Below are 18,281 nucleotides of genomic sequence, written 5' to 3' on the forward strand. Positions count from 1 at the left end.
AGAGTCATCTCCCAGCTTTTTTAATTTTTTCACATACATTTGTAAGCCCGAATCTAAGTAGCTTTTGGATATTCATCAAGGCGTTTGTTCACGTCCAGCTGGATCGTGATGTTCTTCATTTTGCGATTTTCGGAAGAAAACCAGTCTTTCAATGCGGAATACTCGCTTGTCTCTAATGCTGCCGTTTCAATAATAAATTGGTTATGATCTATCCAATCATATGAGATGATGGGCCAAGTCGGCTTCAACATAAAGGACTCTTCATGTGAAGCTGATGTATACGGAATGATTTTTAATTTTTCGAGATCCACAGCAACAAGAATTTGTCTTTTGACCAGACTACCTTCGTCATAAGCGTAACGAATTAACACCTTTTTATGATCTGATGATGAAACTTTATAATCCTGAAATATGCCCACAGGCATGGTTAGACCTTCGCTTGTATTCCCATCGGTTTGGACTAGAATGGTGGAACAATCCTTGGACCCACACCCATATTTTAGCATCACATACATATTAGAAGAAGGTACATCCAATGAAGTGAATTGAGTGCGCGCAATCTCGCCTTGGATATCTCCTTCATTTAATAAGTAATTCTTATACTGAGGAATGTCGTTAAGGGATAATTTTATGGATTTCCCCTCGCTTTTGATCTCAACGATATCAGGTAAAGTGGATAATTCGGTATGCGGGAGTTCCGTCTCCGTGGAGACTGTTTCAGTTGCCTCACTCGCGGATGAGCTGGTTAAGTACAACCAAACCGTACTCCCTGAACCGACAAGCAACAGGATCAATAAAGGAGTTATATATTTTTTCATAACCGTTTTCCTCATTTCAGGTTGTTTTAAAGTCGACTTCGTTCGCCTTATGAGTATTCCCAAACATAAGGAGATGAAGTTATATGGCACTTACAGACAGCTTGAAAGACAAATTGTTGAGAAATACCGGATTTTTTGAAGGAAACGATGGTTATTCCACCGTTTCAGGTAATTTTGATGGACAAGGAATCTCGTTCGGCATTATCCAGTACAACTTTGGTCAAGGGACCCTGCAACCTTTACTAAAAGAGTACATTCAGAACAACGAAACTGAGTTCAAAGCCGTATTCGGTACTTCCAAAGCCGCGACCCTGAAAGATGTGGTCAACAACAAAACGAAATCACAACAAATTGATTGGGGCGCCAGTATCTCAACAAGCGGCGGTAATGTGGTATCCGAATGGAAGACACTGTTTGAGTCCATGGGGGCAAAGTCTGCGAACCAGGCACTTCAACGTAAATATGCCGAAAGTTATTTTGATCGCGCCGTCACCTTCGCTGGCAAATTCGGCATTATTAGCACTCAGGGGCTGGCCTTCTTATTCGATCATTCCGTGCAGTCCTGGAGTCTTTCCGGAGAAAACTCAATCATTTCCGAAATTAAATCTCTCGAAAAAGCATGGAGAGATATGGGAGAGACAGGTCGTTATCCCGACAAAGAACGATTGTATTCTGTCTTGAAAGGAGTTAGCGGCTCAGATCCAATTGCCCGTAGAACAGCTATTCGTAATGGATCAGGCACCGTACACGGAAAGAGTTATAACATTTCAACATTTGGATTGTCATACTCGACCAACTTTTAATATGGTAAAAGCGGAACACCCCCTTGTGGGGTGTTTTTCCAATTTAAAAGCATTATATAATAAGGATCTTTGGTGGGGGTTTCAGTTCTGTCTCAAAGTTCAAAGGAATTGAACCAAAATTGTAACAATTAGTAAATAAACTATTTAGCAACTTCCTCCTTGACTGTTACGTAAGGTCATACTTGATAATGGGCTCAAGTTCACCTAAAGGAGAGATTAATGATGAAGATTACCGCGTTACGCTCAGATAAAATCTATAAAGAAATCATCAAGGCTGCACCTGATGACAAATTGGAGTTATACCGCGAGCACATGATGAGTCCATTCATGAACAAATGGAACATTCAACAGATCCCGTTTCGATCTCAAGAGCCTTACGGCTTCGACGTGATCATGATGAATAATTTTATGAATATCGCTCCCGCAAATATCACACCTGAGATTAACGAATCGTTAGAAGCGATTTCGTCTGAAGCATTTTGGCAACAGTGTCATGAAGCTGTTCGTACAAGTCTATCCACCTTTACAGATCAAGGGATTGAACTGTCGGTCTCCGAATATCTATACACGATTTTATTAGGCGATAAGAACAGTCCTTCACTCACCATGAACAAAGGCATCAGTGGAGATGGTGGAATCCCGGGTTATATTATTGCGAACCTGATTCCGAGTAGATATACTCTACCTCGTATGCAATCCGTGTTAGCCCATGAATGCAATCATAATGTGAGATATCAATTTATCCAGTGGAATCCACAGATTACGCTTGGAGAAATGGTTGTTAGTGAGGGGCTGGCCGAGAGCTTTGCGACATCCCTGTATGGAGAAGAGTTGCTAGGCCCCTGGGTAGCCAAAACGGATATGGAGACTTTGAATACCTTAATTAAACCAAAAATGAAAGATCAGCTGCATGTCACCGGTTTTGACCAGATCAATCCGTATCTATACGGCGATAAACTTGCCATCATTCAAAACTTCACGCCCGTAGGTATGCCCTATGCGGCTGGCTATGCCTGCGGTTATCACTTAATCCAATATTATCTGAACAAAACAGGTACACCGATCACCGAAGCAACTATTACTCCGGCAAGTGTTATCCTTGCTGAAACAAAGGACTTTTGGAATGAAGACACCCTATTTCACCGTTAAAGATATTATTCAGATCACAGGCATCACCAAACGCGCATTACATTATTACGATAAAACGGATCTCTTAAAACCGAGCAAAGTCGAGGACAACGGATATCGGTATTACGATCAAGAGGCCCTAGGGAATCTGCAGATTATTCTGTTGTTCAAAGAAATGAATTTCTCCTTGAAAGACATAGCAGCCATGATGCAACTTTCCAAAGACGAACAGAAAGATATCCTAAGAGAGCATCGCAGTACACTCGTTCAACGCAAACAAAAGCTCGAAACCATCATCGACCAGTTGGGCGAGTATGTGGATGGAACGGATATCTCTCATCTTAATCTATTTGATGACTCTTCCATCCTGTCCATTCAAGAGCAATATGAATCCGAGGCGAAGTTCATCTACGGAGATACCGAGAAATATCAGGAATTCGAAGTCAATGTGAGCCAGCTATCTGCGGAAGAGCAAGAACAAGCTTACCAGCAGTTCTCGGTCAACATGGAGCAGGTATTTCGGGAATTGGCGAAGCACCAGGATCTGTCCCCTGCTTCTGGTGAGGTGCAAGTGTTAGTGGGAGAATGGAAGAATTGTCTGGAGCAGTTTATGAGTTGTGATGCTGAGATTTTGAGATGTATTGCAGAAGCCTATACGACGGATCGTCGCTATGCGGGTTATTTTGATCAGTTGGGTGATGAGGAATTTTTGAAGTTTTTGTATCAAGCGATTATGGTTTTTGTGGAGGGTGGGGAAAAGTGATTTTATGTGAAGTGAGAATTCATCACTAAAAGAACTAAATGTATGAACTAGGCTCAGGAGGTAACTTGATGCAAATGTTTCTTCATATGGCTATACACTTGATTACGGGCGGAACAATTCTATTACTTTTTCTAAATAAGCGGTTATCTCTTACTAAAGACTATATAATTACTATTTTTTTGGGATCTATTATTGCTATCACTCCTGACATCACTAAGTACTTTGGTGATATATTGTTACATTCTCTTGCTACGGTTCCCTTAATTGGAGCTGCATATGGCTGGATCATCTATAAAACCTTAAACGTTCGGTTCTTCTGGGCATGGATAAGTACGATGGCCACATTATTCATCGGGCATCTTCTTATAGACTTTCTTGGTAATGGAATTAATTTGTTCTATCCTTTTACGAACCAAGAACAGAATTTCGCGATCTTGGGATCAAATAATGAACTCATCATTTCTGCTTTGTTAGCCATTGCCACTGCAATCACATTCATTTATAAAAAGGTTAAACCACTTGCAACAGTTCTATTAGTACTAGCGGCTTCATTTGTTGTAAGCTTGGGAATCTCTAATGCAATAATAAGTTATTCTTTGCAACAAAGTTATTCCTATAATGATCCTCAATATATTATCGTCTATCCAGATAACACCCCATTTCACTGGAACTATTATGTAAGAATTGATGAACTCACTATTATTTCCGGCAAGGGAAGCTGTTTCACAGTGACAAAATAATCCCGGATGCATGCTGCATCCGGGCAATCAGTTCGTCTGCCAAGTTATCTGTAATGAGTTTAACGTTAAGCTTCGTCGACATCGATCAGATACACCCGTTCCTGGAATCCACCGCGCGCCTCGGCTTTGTCTGCCCGCAGCTTGTCTAGCTGTGCCGCATTCGCACCATGCACCTCTGCCAGCGCCCGGATGACCTCCAGCATGTCAGCTAGTTCTTCCAATGCCTCCTGATCGCTTGCTGCACTCACGTACTCCTCCGACTCTTCTTGCAGCTTTGTTCTTAGTTCTTGCTTATACTCCTCCGGGTCGAGAATGCGTGTGCGGCATTCCTTACCACTGGATGTGATAATATGCGGAATCTTGTCCCGTACCAATTTGTTGTATGTAGGCATGTGGTATAACATCCTTTCTGCTGTGAGAGCCTTCAAGCCTCGCGCCAGAATCTCCCTTTTTGCCATTATACCATTTGCTATGGGGAGGGATGAGTTGATTTAATAGAAAATAATCAACAAACACACCAACGGGCACGCCGTCAACAATGCCGCTGTAAAACTGATCTGTGCCGCGACTCGTCCTCCGGTAAACTCTTGCCGTGAAAAGAACATCCAGATCGAGAGGTACGTAGCGCCTAGTGGGAATGAAATTATCCCGCTAAACGTACTAGGTTCCATATACCCAGTAATCATGCTTTTACCAATTAGGATTAGAGTAACCAATTCCATTATAGATAATATAAAAAACGCGATAGCAATTACTCTTTTCAAGATGTACACCTACTTTCCCGATGCAAAGCAAAGAAAATCCTTTGTATTCTCTGCAACATATATCCTTTATTTGGATGATATCATCTTGTAAGCGTAACACAGATAAATCAAACATTTAACCGAAATGATCAATTAAAAAAATATCTTACTCTGATGAATCATCCTTCATTCGAGTGGCTAACTCATCCAATATCTCTTCTGTTCGTTGAAGAAGCTTTTCGATGTTGTCCAGTTCTATTGGCTGGTCGTTCGGGTAATCTGCTAGGGAAGAAATATGTTGTATCGTGCCGATGAACAAAGCGATATCCAATCCGGGTTCAGTGTCCGTATGCACTAAAGGCAAGATTTCGTTCATGGTGAGTTCCTTGGGTGGATGTACTGAGTGATACTTATAGATATATAGCGCCTTGATCATGGAGGCAAGAGCCCAATCGCAGAGAATGAGGGAGGCTTTGTACTGATTGTGATTACGCATGATGGTGGCAAGTTTGAGATGATACTTAGCATGTTGGTGATAGTCCAATATTGTAGTATGTAGCATGTGGTAAGCAGGAGTTTGTTTGGATCTAGGTTGTGTGGAGCTATCATGGTCTTGCAAACGTGGAGTAAAATCTACTTGGTGATTACAATGTGCTTCGGTTATGGACCAATTTCTTGCCATTGTCATCCCTCCAAAGAGTTAATACCAGTATTATACAGCAATATACATACTTAAAGATATAATTTTATTGAATTTATACGATTCAAATAGTCATGTTTAGCCCCCAAAATCTTGTCTACACTTTTACATAGAGGGGGTGCATAAAGTGGAAGACAGAGAAATTTTAAATTTAGTCGGCGCTCGAATCAAGGTTTTAAGGAAAGAGAAAGGACTATCCCAGGAGGCACTTGGAGAAAAAGGCGGGTTCCATTTTACATACATTGGACAAGTTGAACGCGGAGAAAAGAATGTTTCTTTAATTAATCTTGGTAAAATAGCAGAGGCGTTGGAGGTCAATGTCTCTCAACTTTTTGCTTATGTAAGTGATGAAATTGAGTTTACTGAGACAGATATAATGATTCAAGAGATAGTGGATATGTTGAGAGAAACCTCTCCAAATAAAATTCGTTTATCCAGAAATATTATAAGAGAGTTACTAAGCGAATCCAACGGAGACTAACAACATAAAAAGCAATGTATCTAACATATGTTTCGCTTTTTTATTGAGAGGCAATTTCTCCACATCAACACTGTAAATGAAAAAACAGAAAACTATTTATAAAGGTAAAATTATAGAGAATTCTCAACTGCCTTATTTATATTTTCTTTACTATTTATAGTCCAAGTTCAAGGGCATTTGATACCTGACCCTCTATAACTGCAAATAATGTTAATTCAACAAGTTTATTTTTTGTATAATGTAAAAATTATAATACTTTTAAATGAGGATACTATAAAATCCCATTGAATGAATTGGGACAGCAAAATGCAAACAAAAAGTAATAATAAAAAGATTTAATGTATTATAAAAACATTTTCGAGACATCATTATTATTTGCGTGGTTTACAACAAAATCGTTGGAATTAATCAACTCAGCGAATGATAAATATAAAATTTTAAAAATTTCCTAATATAGAAAAAAAAGTGATACAAGCAAAAAATATTCCGATCTTTTTGCTGTACATCGTACCAATTTTTATCATAAGATCAGACAACTATAGCCACTTCTACCTTTCTGAAACGAATATCACTACGAAAAAGACGCATTTATGATCAAATGCGTCTTTCAATATCACTTTTTAAGCAAGTTATATACAATTTTCCCAACAGCATCACTGATCATTTTACAACCTTCATCACTTGAGGACACAAATTGAACCAGTTTATTAAGCTGATCATTCTCATTTTCAAGTTGTTCTCGTTGCTCTTCGAATGAATCGACGATACCATCAATAAACTGATTTTCAAATGGATATTTGAAATCTTCGTATGAATTGTTAATTACCTGTTCTTCCATACCAGGTGTGCTTACGAACTTTTCAGCCACTTCATAGAGTTGTCCACTTATAATTTCGCCATCGAGCTCCGTACCAAAAAGATCATTGATCTGTCTGACGATTTCAGATAAGTATTTGTAGTCCTCTTTCTTTTTACCACCGACACCTGAGCCTCCTGTAAGAGGTGCGTCAGCTCCCTTTTCAAGCTCAATGTGTGCTTCTTCAATTTTTTTGATACGGTAGTACTCAAGTTCAACAAGGTCACCGTCAAAATCCCAACCTGTTTGTCCCATTGGATCACTTATTTTTTTATAAAGCAAACGAATGAATGTAAAATAGCGTTTCATATCTTCTTCGTACTCCACCATCTGTGAGAGAAATAAGTACATCGATACGAATTTCTTCATCATGGACTTTACATCTTCTTGCTGGTCCTGTGAGAGCGCCCTGAACCGTTTTTCCGGCGTCTGCAGTATTTTATAGATCTTGGCTTGATCCGTCGCAGATTGCTTCATTTTAGGTTGAAAGAATACGTCACAGAGTGCATGAACCTCGTTTTCCTCATATACACGCGTTTCATCAAGTTGTCTTCGGTATTCGTAAAGCAAATTTGGATCCGTTTCTTCGTCGATCGTAGTCTGCTCATAATACGGTTGAAACGCCTTCTGAATCGTTTCACGATCATTAACAAAGTCCAGTACAAATGTATCACTTTTCTCTGGGTGCGTTCGATTAAGACGTGACAGTGTTTGAACGGCTTTGATACCTGTTAACTTTTTATCGACGTACATCGTATGTAGCAGTGGTTGGTCAAATCCCGTTTGATATTTATCCGCTACAATCATAATTTTGAACTCATCTTCTTCAAATACTTCGGCGGTTTGCGTGTCTGGGAAACCATTCATGCCAGCTTCCGTGACGACTTCATCCATTTCTTGATCTTCAACATTTCCGGAGAAAGCGACGAGCACACGGAGGTCAGTATATGCTTTTTGAGACAGATATACTTTAAATGCGTCCATATAACGCTTCGCATGAAGCCTAGAAGATGTAACAACCATCGCTTTGGCTTGTCCGCCAATTTTATCTTTCGTGAACGTACGGAAATGTTCAATAATGATTTCGGCTTTCTGTGATAAATTGGTCGGATGAAGGGAGACAAAACGGGCAATAGCTCGTTTTGTTTTTTTTGAATCCACTTCGGGATCGTCGATTGCCGATTTAGTAATTTTAAAGTACGTATCATACGTCGTATAGTGTTTGAGGACATCGTGAATAAATCCTTCTTCAATTGCTTGACGCATGGAATAAAGATGGAATGCGTGATATTCACCATCTTCGTCTTTACTACCAAATGTTTGCATCGTTTTCTTCTTCGGTGTTGCCGTAAAAGCGAAAAGACTCAAGTTTTGACGTCTCTCATAGGCAGCAAGCACTTCGGCGATTTGATCATCTACATCAAGAAGATCTTCGCCACGCTCGTCCACGCTTTCGGCTTCTTCAAGTGACTTGTACGTAAGCATATCTTTCATTTTGGTCGAAGTCATACCGGTTTGTGAGCTATGAGCCTCGTCCATGATAATCGCATATTTAGATCCTTTGGGCATTTCATTCAATTTTCCCATCACAAACGGAAACTTTTGAAGAGTAGTTACGATTACTTTGGCACCACGACTAAGTGCATCTGCGAGTTGCTGCGAGCCTTTATGGATATAAGCAACAAAACCAGGTGTAGAATCAAACTGGCGAATGGTATCTTGGATTTGCGAATCCAGTACAATGCGGTCTGTTATCACAACCACTGTATTAAAGATCGCTTTTCCAGTTCGATCCGCGAGCGAAGCCAGTCGGTGGGCTGTCCATGCAATGGTGTTACTTTTTCCGCTACCTGCGGAATGTTGAATCAAATAACGATTTCCTGCCCCGTTGATAAATACGTGATCCGCGATTTTTCGAACAGCATCAAGCTGATGATAGCGTGGAAAAATAAGCTGTTTCTTTTTCTTTTTTTTATCTTTTTTGTTTTCTTCTATTTTAAGTTCTATAAACCGCTGCAAGATATCAAAAAGACTATCTTTTGCAAGAATTTCTTCCCAGAGGTAGGTCGTCTTGTAACCTGATTCATGAATGGGGTTACCTTTACCAAAACCATCACCTTTATTAAAGGGTAAGAAGTACGTCTTTTCTTTTTTAAGCTCTGTGGTCATATGTATTTCATCTGGATCAAGCGCGAAATGTACGAGGGAACGTTCATTAAACTTGAAAATAGGCTCAGCCGGATCCCGATCCTTTTTATATTGAAGGATTGCATGTTCAAAGGTTTGATCTGTTAATGGATTTTTTAGCTCCATTGTGATGAGTGGAAATCCATTTAAATCGATGACCACATCAAGGGAGTTATTATTTTTTATACTATAGTGGACTTGACGCGTCACGGAAAGTCGATTTTTTTCGTAATTTGATACTGCGTCAGGATTGAAATCGTTATCTGGCTTCATGAAAAACATACGTAGCTCTATTCCACGATCTTTGTATTTTCCTTGTGCACTATCGCGAAGGAATCCAATAAGTCCCTTAGGATGAGTTTGAATAGCTCGCGTGATAGACTGAATCACGCTATTTTCGACAGACGCCCCATAAATGGTTTGAAGCGCAGCCCAATGTTTAGGCTGCGTTTCTTGTAAAAATGAAATGAGTCGTGAGCGGAATAAACCAAGTTTAGCATCGAACTCGCCAGGGAACCCTTTTAGGAAACCTTGGCGAAGAAGGGAATATTCGATAGCTGATTCAAATACGATTTCACGATAATCGATGGTCATTCTTGTATCTCCTCTCCATAGTTGCGGACATTTATCTTGCCGGTAACAGCTTCGCTTATGAGCGATTGACGGTATTCTTTAAGTTTTTCAATTTGCTCCTTTATTTTATTTACTAATAAATCAATTTTTTCAGCTTTAGCCTTAATTTTTTCTATAATGACCAGCTGTTCTTTAATCGGAGGAACTGGGATCATCAATTTATTTAAATCTTCAGTTTCAATGCTATCAACAGTTGCGCCAATCTTCGTGCAGGAAAATAGAATGTACGAACCAATACCTTTTAGCATCCAAAATAAAAAAGTGACGTCAATAATTTTTTTCGGAACTAAAGCTTTCATATCTTGGTTTAGAGAAACTGGTACGATATTCACAGCAACCGGTAAAGTATGTTTAAGTATTCCAGATCGTACAACCATTAAGACCGACGGTTTATCAATCAAAGTTGTTGAGCTATTCATTAATCCTAGATGGGTTATACGATCTTCGCTGGAATCAATATAATCGACTTTCATATCCTTTGGAGAAACCCACGGTATTTCGCCGTTCCAATATTCAAGGTTATCTTTAGAAGGAGTTCCGCCACCAACCATCGAAACAATATTTTTAAATTTTTGAAGCTTCCAATGTGCTGGCACATTGCCAAGCCATTCGATTCCCGAATCTTTCTTCGAGACCTTTGGATCGAGACCTTTCGTGACGGCTTCGTAAATAATCGCTTGACGTTTTTCTTGTAAAAGCTCGATGAGCTTCTGTTTTTTTGAAATTAAAGTATCTATCTTAGTTGTTTGATTATCTAATAACTGGATAATCATTTTCTGCTCTTCAACTGACGGCAAAGGTATTCTTAGATCACCAAACTTTTCACTTGTAAAGTGGGCAATGGTGGCTTTATTACAAAGTACATCCATCCATGATGTTGCTGCTATATGGCGTAACATGTACATCAAATACTTCACTTCTGCTTTATTAGTTGAGCGTACACGATGAAGAGCATTTTGTATTATACAATCTTTCTCTAGGTTGTAAACCATACCAGCTCTGCCAACCTCACCGCCTTCACAAACGAGCAAATCACCATTAAATACTGAAAATTTATTAAGATCTTTCATGGATGCCCACATAACAGGGAGATTATCAGTGTTAACATTTTCCCATTGAACATCAGCGGCTTTGAAATAACTAATTTGAACATCCTCGTCACTGTTTGCTTCATTTTGAAGCATTTTACCAAGCTGAATTTTGTAAACGTATTTAGTTGAAACTATTGACCAAGAATTTGAAATCTCTTTTAAATACACTTCCTTCACTGATTTTGTTCTCTTAACATTCAAGATGTTACCCCCTTAAGCAATTCAAGGATTTCGCCCTCCAGTACTTGTATTTCAGCATTTATTGCTTTCGAAGAGCGCAACTCTTGATACTTATAAAAATGGCGAGTAAAAGGTATTTCATATCCGACTTTTCCTACCAGACCATCCCGATCATCTCGGACTTCTATATTGATCCAAGCATCTTCCACATGTGGATGAACTTCGGCATCGAAGTAATCGTAGATGCTTTGTTTGAGCGGTACATTTTCGAAATCGCGCAGTTCAGTATCCGCTTCTTTATTACCTTTGGCGTCATAGCAAATTTCAGCATTTTCATCTCGCTCGGCTAAAGCGGCTATGATTGCTTTATAAACTGGAGCTTTCATTGGAATTCCAGCTTGTTTAATTTGCTTCTTTAGCACTTTTTCAAATTCATCGCGATTCATATATACAGAATCAGACGGAATACCGGTAATCACATCTTTTATCGCTTCTTGCTCTGCTGCAGAAAGTTTAGTAAAAGCGTTTTGATCATTTAATTTTCCAATTCTTTCGGACGTGGTCTGGAAATTCAAACGTAGCGGGCGCTCGATGGTGATCCGGCGATAACCGAAGTCCTCATTATCGAAAACTTTGCTGTGCTCACTTTCCTCAAAATAGCTATATAAATTCAAGATATCATCAATATGCTCTTGTCCGAGTTCATTTCGCTTGCTGCCAAGGCTTTTACGCATCTTTTGATAGAAATCAACTGCATTTATCAGTTGAACTTTGCCTAGGCGATTAGCTGGTTTATGGTTGCTGAGCACCCAAATATATGTCGATATCCCCGTGTTATAAAAAAGATCCGTCGGTAGTGCAATAATCGCTTCGAGCAGGTCATTTTCAATGATCCAACGGCGAATTTCGCTTTCACCTGATCCGGCACCACCTGTAAAGAGAGGACTACCATTTAAAACTATGGCAATTCGACCTTCACCAGGCTTCATTTTGGAAATCATATGTTGAAGGAACAAAAGAGATCCATCACTTACGCGTGGAAGACCCGCCCCAAAACGACCGTTGAATCCTTTTTTGTTATGTTCCTCTGTAATATCCTTTTGGGTCTTTTTCCAGTCTACACCAAACGGTGGATTAGAGAGGAAGTAATGAAACTCTTCATTCTCGAGTCCGTCTTGAGTAAAGCTGTTGCCATATTTGATGTTTGATACATTGAGTCCCTTGAGCAACATGTCCGATTTACAAATCGCATATGATTCACCGTTAAGCTCTTGTCCAAACACTTCAACATTCATCGTGGGATTGAATTTACGAAGATATTCATAAGCCACTGCAAGCATTCCACCTGTGCCGCAAGCTGGGTCGTAAATCTTACGTACAACCTTCGCACCGGTAAGAGCCGTTTTTTCAGCATCAAACAAAATATTAACCATGAGCTGAATGACTTCGCGAGGTGTAAAGTGCTCCCCGGCAGTTTCGTTGGATTGCTCTGAGAAACGGCGAATGAGTTCTTCAAAGATATAGCCCATTTCGATATTTGTAACGACATCTGGGTGCAAATCTATTTTTAACATCTCTTCAAGAACGTTGAACAAAATATTGGCGTCTTGAAGCTTGTTAATTTGCGCTTCAAAGTCAAAATATCGAATAATCTCACGAGCGTTTTCGGAAAAGCCTTGAATATACTGCTTAATATTATCAGCAAGCATTCCCGGAAAATCTCGCATAGAACGTAGAGTGAAGGGACTAGTATTATAAAATGTGGAACCAGACGCTCGCTCAAGCATACGCTTCTGGATCGTGGATAGTGGCTCGTTCATAGTTTTGTAGGTATCCAATACCTTTTCTTTGCTATCTTCAAGTGCGCAGTCCAAACGTCTTAGTACCGTAAAAGGTAGAATTACCTTACCGTAATCGGATTGTTTATAATCACCGCGCAAAAGCTCCGCAATGTTCCAAATCAAACTCACTTTATCTGAAAAATTCAATGTTGTATCTCCCTTACTTTTCTGAGTGGTTATACTTAAAGTTAAATGTATTATTTCATAATTCCAACATTTTGGGGAATATACAAGGATTTATTTGATCTCTTAGAATTATTTAATTATAAATCAGGTAATGTCTTTTTTACTGTATGAAGTAAAAGATACCTATCTTCTCTTCGCCTAGCCAGTCAACAATTTCTCATTATTTACAATGATAAAACGAATTGGTTCCGTATTATGTCGTTCAGACGATACAAAAACCCCTTCGCTATCTTGTGGAATTATTGATGGGATTAACCCCGACAATCTCGAAATGAAGCTTTCATAAATAATTAAATATATATTTCTTGATCGGATGGTGTATCGGCTCTTCAATTAAAGATGATGGTTGCAAATTTTCAGCTAAAAAACCTGTCATCGATCCAAGCGGAGCTTTTTTATATGAATTGTGACGATAAATCCGGTGAACAAGTTCATCGAATCTTTTTTCAAATTGATTGTCATCAGAAAAATCAATTGCATAATAGTTACGAAAGTACGTAGGGAATACGTTATCGAAATCGCCGCTGTGCCGCATAACGATATGATTTTGTCCCAAAAGAATCTCGGCTTCGAAACCTACTCCTTCTTGAAAACTATCTGCTCGATTCCTATAATTTTCAGTCAAAACAACAATCACATAATCGTTATTCTTTATTGCATTAACCATCATTTGATTCAAGTTTACAGTTTTTATGATAAACCTCAAATTTATCAAAACTGGCTTCAATTCCGCTGCCATCAGATCGCAAGCGATTAACAATTGCATGAACCCACGCCTCATGCTCCTCTCCATCCCAGCTGTACCTTATAAAAGCGGTTGGTCTCTGATCGTCCAATGCAGTGCACCTTCTTTTAAGAGTTTATAATTTTTAGTCAATTAATTATAGAACAATCATTCGATTCTAGTCACCCCGTACATTTTTTAAATTTGATTCAGCAAGGGAGTGAAAGTCATCCCTGGTATATGATTCGCTTATCCAACAAAAGGAATAAATTTTAATGTTTTTTTGAAACCCCTTTTGATGCAGCTTTTAATCACAATTTTATTATGGAAAATAAATTATACAAAAACATTAACTATGAGATATTTTGTTCGTGTCCCATTCCATATATAAAATAGACTTAATAACCTCAATTTAAAAAATGAAAAAACTGCTTTTATGTAAACTCTCGTTTGAAAGATACAACATAATCTCTCTGAATTTGAGGAGATTCCGTTGTGTCTTTTGGTATTAACCTCCTCAAACAATACACTTATTCGCCACCGCCACCATCTTCGCGGGCATTTCTTCCCGCAGCCGCCACACAAAGCTCATCGGTTTGTTCCCCTCGTGACTCACATAATCCGCTTCGCCCAAGAAGACAAATGGAGACGTATAGCCATGCTCTTCCTTATACTCTCGTACGAACAGCGCGATCCGGTTGCCTGTCTCTCGATGATGAATATACCGCTGTGCGGTAGCTGTATGCTCCGACACCCTGCTTTGAGTCTGCCAGTGGAATAAACGCTCGTTGATCGCATAATCCTCATACAGAGTAGATGGAGAAAAGTCTTTGTCCGATTTGTTCAGTGTTATGAAGAAGATATCCGTCTTCTCATCGGCAAAATACTTCACGCCTTCACGGAAGGCGGGTGATTGCTGGGCATTCCAGTAACCGAAGGCGGAAAGCACTTGGTCGATCGAGTACGCACAGTGGATATCCAGTGGACAAGTGTACGGGAACGGATTGCTTTTATCCACAAATCGCAGATGAGCCAGATTATATTTAAAAATATCCACAAGTTCTGCTCGGAATGCCTCACAAGACAGCACACGCTGTACTCCCTCCTCGATACTGCTCAATCCTAATTTCTCAGGTGCGGCCCTGTGGAAAGTGTAATAGAACATAATCAACATGCGCTGTTCATCAGCGTTGGTCGGTTCTTTCCCTTTTTCAATAAAGTCGATCAAGAACGTCAGCCAGCTTCGGGAGTTAATCGTCAGCACAGATTGCAGTCTGCGGATATATTCCTCTTGCTCCCCCTCGATTGGCGCGATTAGTCCGGCTTCGGCCAACATGCCGCGGAAATATCTTTTCCCTATGCGTCCACCATACAATTCATAGAGAGTCATCCCGTGATGCTCCACAAAATGAGCCAGTGTCAGCGGCAGTTCAGTGTCTTGCTGGAACGTTTGCAGCTTCTGGATCAACGCTCTGCGATTACGACTCATCTGCTTGAGGTTGCGCATGACGTATTCCTTCGCTTGTTTTTCCAATTGAATGAACGTGCCGCGCGGTAAGTTCGAAAAACCATTCTCGACGTAGTACGAGATGGAATGTTTGGTAGCGCCGATCAGGGCGCGGAATTTATCCTGGAACCTGTATTCCTGATGCGCTTGTCCGATGAAGTCGAGCACGGTCAGGCACTCTTTGCCATCCGCCATCCGTAGTCCACGTCCCAACTGCTGCAGGAATACGGTCAGACTCTCAGTAGGACGCAGGAACAGAATCGTGTTCACCTCAGGGATATCCACGCCCTCATTGTACAGATCCACGACAAAGATCATGCGCAGTTCCCCGTTCACCAGCTGTCCTTTCGCAGAATGACGCTCCTGTTCGCTCGACCCACCATGCAGGGCCATGGATGGAATGCCGGCTTCTTTAAATATTTTTGCCATATACATTGCATGATCCACCCCTACGCAGAAACCAAGCCCCTTCACATCGTCCAGATCAGTTACGTATTTGTTCAGACTTTGGATGATCTGGTTGGCACGGATTTTGTTATGGGTATAGAGCTTCTCCAGTTCATTCAGATCGTAGCCTTTACGCGACCACTTCACCTGAGATAGATCGACAGTATCGGTGACGCCAAAATATTGAAACGGACTCAGTAGCTTCCGGTCAATGGCATCGGTTAGTCGGATCTCGGCGGCAATCGTATGATCGAAGTAGGCGGTAATGTCTTTGCCATCCATCCGTTCCGGTGTTGCAGTAAGTCCTAGCAAAATCTTCGGTTCATAGTGGGACAATAGTTTCTGGTATGAAGGTGCAGCGGCATGGTGGAATTCATCCACAATGATGTAATCGTAATTGTCTGGGCTGGTGATCTCCGTCAGCTTCATAGCGTTAAGGCTCTGAATGCTAACAAACAGGTGATCCAGCGCCTCTGCTCGGTGATTCCCGACATGCAGCTCACCAAAGTTCATATCCTTCAGGATATACCGGAACGTGTCCCTGCTTTGCTTCAAGATTTCTTCCCGATGGGCGACAAAAAGCAGCTTGGCTCCCGCATGGCTTGCCCGGAATCGCTTATAGTCGAAGGCAGAGATGACCGTTTTGCCAACGCCTGTGGCGGCAACGATCAGGTTGCGGGTTCGTCCATACAGCGTACGCTCGGCGTCCAGCTGCTCCAGCACTTCTTTCTGATAATCATAAGGCTGGATGTCGAGGTGAAAGTAGTTGGACTGATCTTTTTTACGATTCAGAGCCGCCTTCAGCTGTGCCTCATGTCCTTCATCCTCAGCAACATATCGCGTAAATTCGCGGTCATTCCAGTAACTCTCGAAGGTCGCTTCAATCTTGCGCAGCACATCGAGTGAATCCTTCTCCGTCACCTTGAGGTTCCACTCCATACCACTGGTCAGCGCCGGGTTGGACAGGTTAGAGGAGCCGACATAGGCTGTCGTGAATCCAGTATCACGGTGGAAAATGTACGTTTTGGCGTGCAGCCGAGTCACTTTGGTATCATACGAAATCTGGATCTCTGTGTTAGGTAATTTGCTAAGTTCAGTGATGGCCTTCAGGTCGGTTGCTTCCATGTATGTAGTTGTGATGATACGCAGCTTGCCACCGCTCATCGTGAATTGTTGAAGCTGTTCCAGAAGTAGGCGAAGCCCGCTGAATTTGATAAATGACACCAACCAGTCGATCCGATCGGCGGTCACGATCTCCTTTTGCAGCTCCAGTAACATACTCGGCTCGGACTTGGCACCTGTGAACAAAGAGCTTTGGGAGATCGGCGTATCTGGACGAACGATTTTGGTATCCCGGACCGCACGAATGCTGTTCAGCTTGGAGTACACATGGGTCAGCACTTCCCCCTGCTCATCCAGTTGTAATTCGTTGTATTCTTCTTCCCCCAGTGTGCCTTTCAGGGTAGCAATAATCTCATTACACGTTCGAATCTGCGCCAACACTACTGTCTTATCTTCCGTCTGTTCCCGTACAATCTTGAGCGCTCGCCGAGTCACCGCCGCCAAATACGTGGACAGCAGCTTGCGCGCTTCCTCTGCATCCAACTTCTCGGTCCCAATGTTATACACATCCGGGTCCAACGCCGAAATCTCCTGCCTGGTGATTGTGTTGATAAGCTGTTCATATATGCCTTGTTTCATGAATGTACCTCGTGTGGGTGTAGGATGGTTGTGGATATGTAAGTAGTTCAAATAAATACTTGGTGAAACTAATGGTATAGCTGATAAATAACTTTCTTTTATATTATCGTCCAGCATGAGGGAAATTTCATTAGTTGTTTTGATTCCATAGAAAAAGCACCTCTACTTGTGATCAGGTAGAAGTGCCTGTACAATGTTAACTTTATCTTTGTTGTAATGTTGTTATTTCATTTAAATGATGTCCTTGGGACTCATATAGCACCAGCTATTATTATACGAAGCTTTTATCTTTTTCAGGTCATCCAAGGTATAAAACCAATCTTCCTCGATCCATACTTTTGCAACCGGGAATTCATTCAAAAATGCAAAAAGGAATTTAAATAATATATCCTCATTACCATCAAAATCACCAGATACCACTGTTTTGAAATAATCTTCTTCAGAAGAATCCCAATCAAAATTAACAAGTTTATACGGGTATGGTTCATCTGCTATCCCAAAACATAGCTGCCTGTCATAGCTATCTTTCATTGGTACATCGCTAATGCAAAATTCGCAATATTTCAACTTTTCGGTTTCATCAATCTTTTTCAGATCATGACTATGAAATAAACCTTCTCTATTATATAACTCATTTAAGCGGGGTAATAATATATTTATTTCAACACTTTCCCCACTTTTGAATAGAATAACTGCTGATGTCCCCATTATTTCAATACTCCTCCTAAATCGTCTAGTGAATTCACAACGAT

General features: G+C 40.7%; 16 protein-coding genes. 5 read left to right on the plus strand and 11 right to left on the minus strand.

What is annotated here, in order from left to right; genetic code table 11:
- Nucleotides 1-53: 53 nt before the first annotated feature.
- Nucleotides 54-818, minus strand: coding sequence for a hypothetical protein (locus MHB84_RS08200; RefSeq protein ID WP_076290350.1), 765 nt, complete (start codon nucleotides 816-818; stop codon nucleotides 54-56).
- 83 nt (nucleotides 819-901) lie between these two features.
- On the opposite strand from MHB84_RS08200, the gene MHB84_RS08205 reads away from it, so the two are divergent.
- From MHB84_RS08205 to MHB84_RS08220, 4 genes are all read left to right on the plus strand, one after another.
- Nucleotides 902-1,621, plus strand: coding sequence for a chitosanase (locus MHB84_RS08205; RefSeq protein WP_076290351.1), 720 nt, complete (start codon nucleotides 902-904; stop codon nucleotides 1,619-1,621).
- Between the two features lie 222 nt (nucleotides 1,622-1,843).
- Complete coding sequence (locus tag MHB84_RS08210) at nucleotides 1,844-2,770, plus strand: DUF2268 domain-containing protein (RefSeq protein ID WP_076290352.1); 927 nt, start codon at nucleotides 1,844-1,846, stop codon at nucleotides 2,768-2,770.
- Nucleotides 2,745-3,512 carry a MerR family transcriptional regulator gene (locus MHB84_RS08215; protein WP_076290353.1) on the plus strand — a complete coding sequence of 256 codons (768 nt, stop codon included), beginning with the start codon at nucleotides 2,745-2,747 and terminating at the stop codon, nucleotides 3,510-3,512. Before MHB84_RS08210 ends, MHB84_RS08215 begins: the two co-directional genes overlap by 26 nt.
- Nucleotides 3,513-3,580: 68 nt before the next feature.
- Complete coding sequence (locus tag MHB84_RS08220; RefSeq protein ID WP_076290354.1) at nucleotides 3,581-4,252, plus strand: metal-dependent hydrolase; 672 nt, start codon at nucleotides 3,581-3,583, stop codon at nucleotides 4,250-4,252.
- Nucleotides 4,253-4,317: 65 nt separating this feature from the next.
- On the opposite strand, the gene MHB84_RS08225 is transcribed toward MHB84_RS08220, so the two are convergent.
- From MHB84_RS08225 to MHB84_RS08235, 3 genes are all read right to left on the minus strand, one after another.
- Nucleotides 4,318-4,644, minus strand: coding sequence for a nucleoside triphosphate pyrophosphohydrolase (locus MHB84_RS08225; RefSeq protein WP_076290355.1), 327 nt, complete (start codon nucleotides 4,642-4,644; stop codon nucleotides 4,318-4,320).
- Nucleotides 4,645-4,743: 99 nt separating this feature from the next.
- Nucleotides 4,744-4,974, minus strand: coding sequence for a hypothetical protein (locus MHB84_RS08230; protein ID WP_341143024.1), 231 nt, complete (start codon nucleotides 4,972-4,974; stop codon nucleotides 4,744-4,746).
- Nucleotides 4,975-5,161: 187 nt separating this feature from the next.
- Nucleotides 5,162-5,677, minus strand: coding sequence for a HEPN domain-containing protein (locus MHB84_RS08235; RefSeq protein ID WP_179087191.1), 516 nt, complete (start codon nucleotides 5,675-5,677; stop codon nucleotides 5,162-5,164).
- Nucleotides 5,678-5,822: 145 nt separating this feature from the next.
- On the opposite strand from MHB84_RS08235, the gene MHB84_RS08240 reads away from it, so the two are divergent.
- Nucleotides 5,823-6,176 (plus strand): helix-turn-helix domain-containing protein, encoded by a 354-nt coding sequence (locus MHB84_RS08240; RefSeq protein ID WP_076290356.1) that lies wholly within the window; start codon nucleotides 5,823-5,825, stop codon nucleotides 6,174-6,176.
- Nucleotides 6,177-6,789: 613 nt separating this feature from the next.
- On the opposite strand, the gene MHB84_RS08245 is transcribed toward MHB84_RS08240, so the two are convergent.
- The 7 genes from MHB84_RS08245 to MHB84_RS08270 form a co-directional block, all read right to left on the minus strand.
- On the minus strand, nucleotides 6,790-9,813 hold the full coding sequence (locus tag MHB84_RS08245) for a type I restriction endonuclease subunit R (protein WP_076290357.1): 3,024 nt from the start codon (nucleotides 9,811-9,813) through the stop codon (nucleotides 6,790-6,792).
- Nucleotides 9,810-11,144, minus strand: coding sequence for a restriction endonuclease subunit S (locus tag MHB84_RS08250; protein ID WP_076290358.1), 1,335 nt, complete (start codon nucleotides 11,142-11,144; stop codon nucleotides 9,810-9,812). The genes MHB84_RS08245 and MHB84_RS08250 overlap by 4 nt, the downstream gene beginning before the upstream one ends.
- Complete coding sequence (locus MHB84_RS08255; protein ID WP_076290359.1) at nucleotides 11,141-13,111, minus strand: type I restriction-modification system subunit M; 1,971 nt, start codon at nucleotides 13,109-13,111, stop codon at nucleotides 11,141-11,143. Before MHB84_RS08255 ends, MHB84_RS08250 begins: the two co-directional genes overlap by 4 nt.
- A 319-nt stretch (nucleotides 13,112-13,430) precedes the next feature.
- A complete protein-coding gene (locus MHB84_RS08260; RefSeq protein ID WP_445322124.1) occupies nucleotides 13,431-13,892 on the minus strand; it encodes a hypothetical protein in 462 nt (153 codons plus the stop codon).
- Nucleotides 13,810-13,986: an SEFIR domain-containing protein gene (locus tag MHB84_RS31355; RefSeq protein ID WP_083678992.1), complete on the minus strand. Its 177-nt coding sequence runs from the start codon at nucleotides 13,984-13,986 to the stop codon at nucleotides 13,810-13,812. The genes MHB84_RS08260 and MHB84_RS31355 overlap by 83 nt, the downstream gene beginning before the upstream one ends.
- A gap of 405 nt (nucleotides 13,987-14,391) precedes the next feature.
- On the minus strand, nucleotides 14,392-17,529 hold the full coding sequence (locus MHB84_RS08265) for a DEAD/DEAH box helicase (protein WP_076290361.1): 3,138 nt from the start codon (nucleotides 17,527-17,529) through the stop codon (nucleotides 14,392-14,394).
- Between the two features lie 231 nt (nucleotides 17,530-17,760).
- Nucleotides 17,761-18,237: a hypothetical protein gene (locus tag MHB84_RS08270; protein WP_076290362.1), complete on the minus strand. Its 477-nt coding sequence runs from the start codon at nucleotides 18,235-18,237 to the stop codon at nucleotides 17,761-17,763.
- Nucleotides 18,238-18,281 lie beyond the last annotated feature (44 nt).

The sequence above is a fragment of the Paenibacillus sp. FSL F4-0087 genome (assembly GCF_038020215.1).
GTDB classification, from domain to species: Bacteria; Bacillota; Bacilli; order Paenibacillales; family Paenibacillaceae; genus Paenibacillus; species Paenibacillus taichungensis.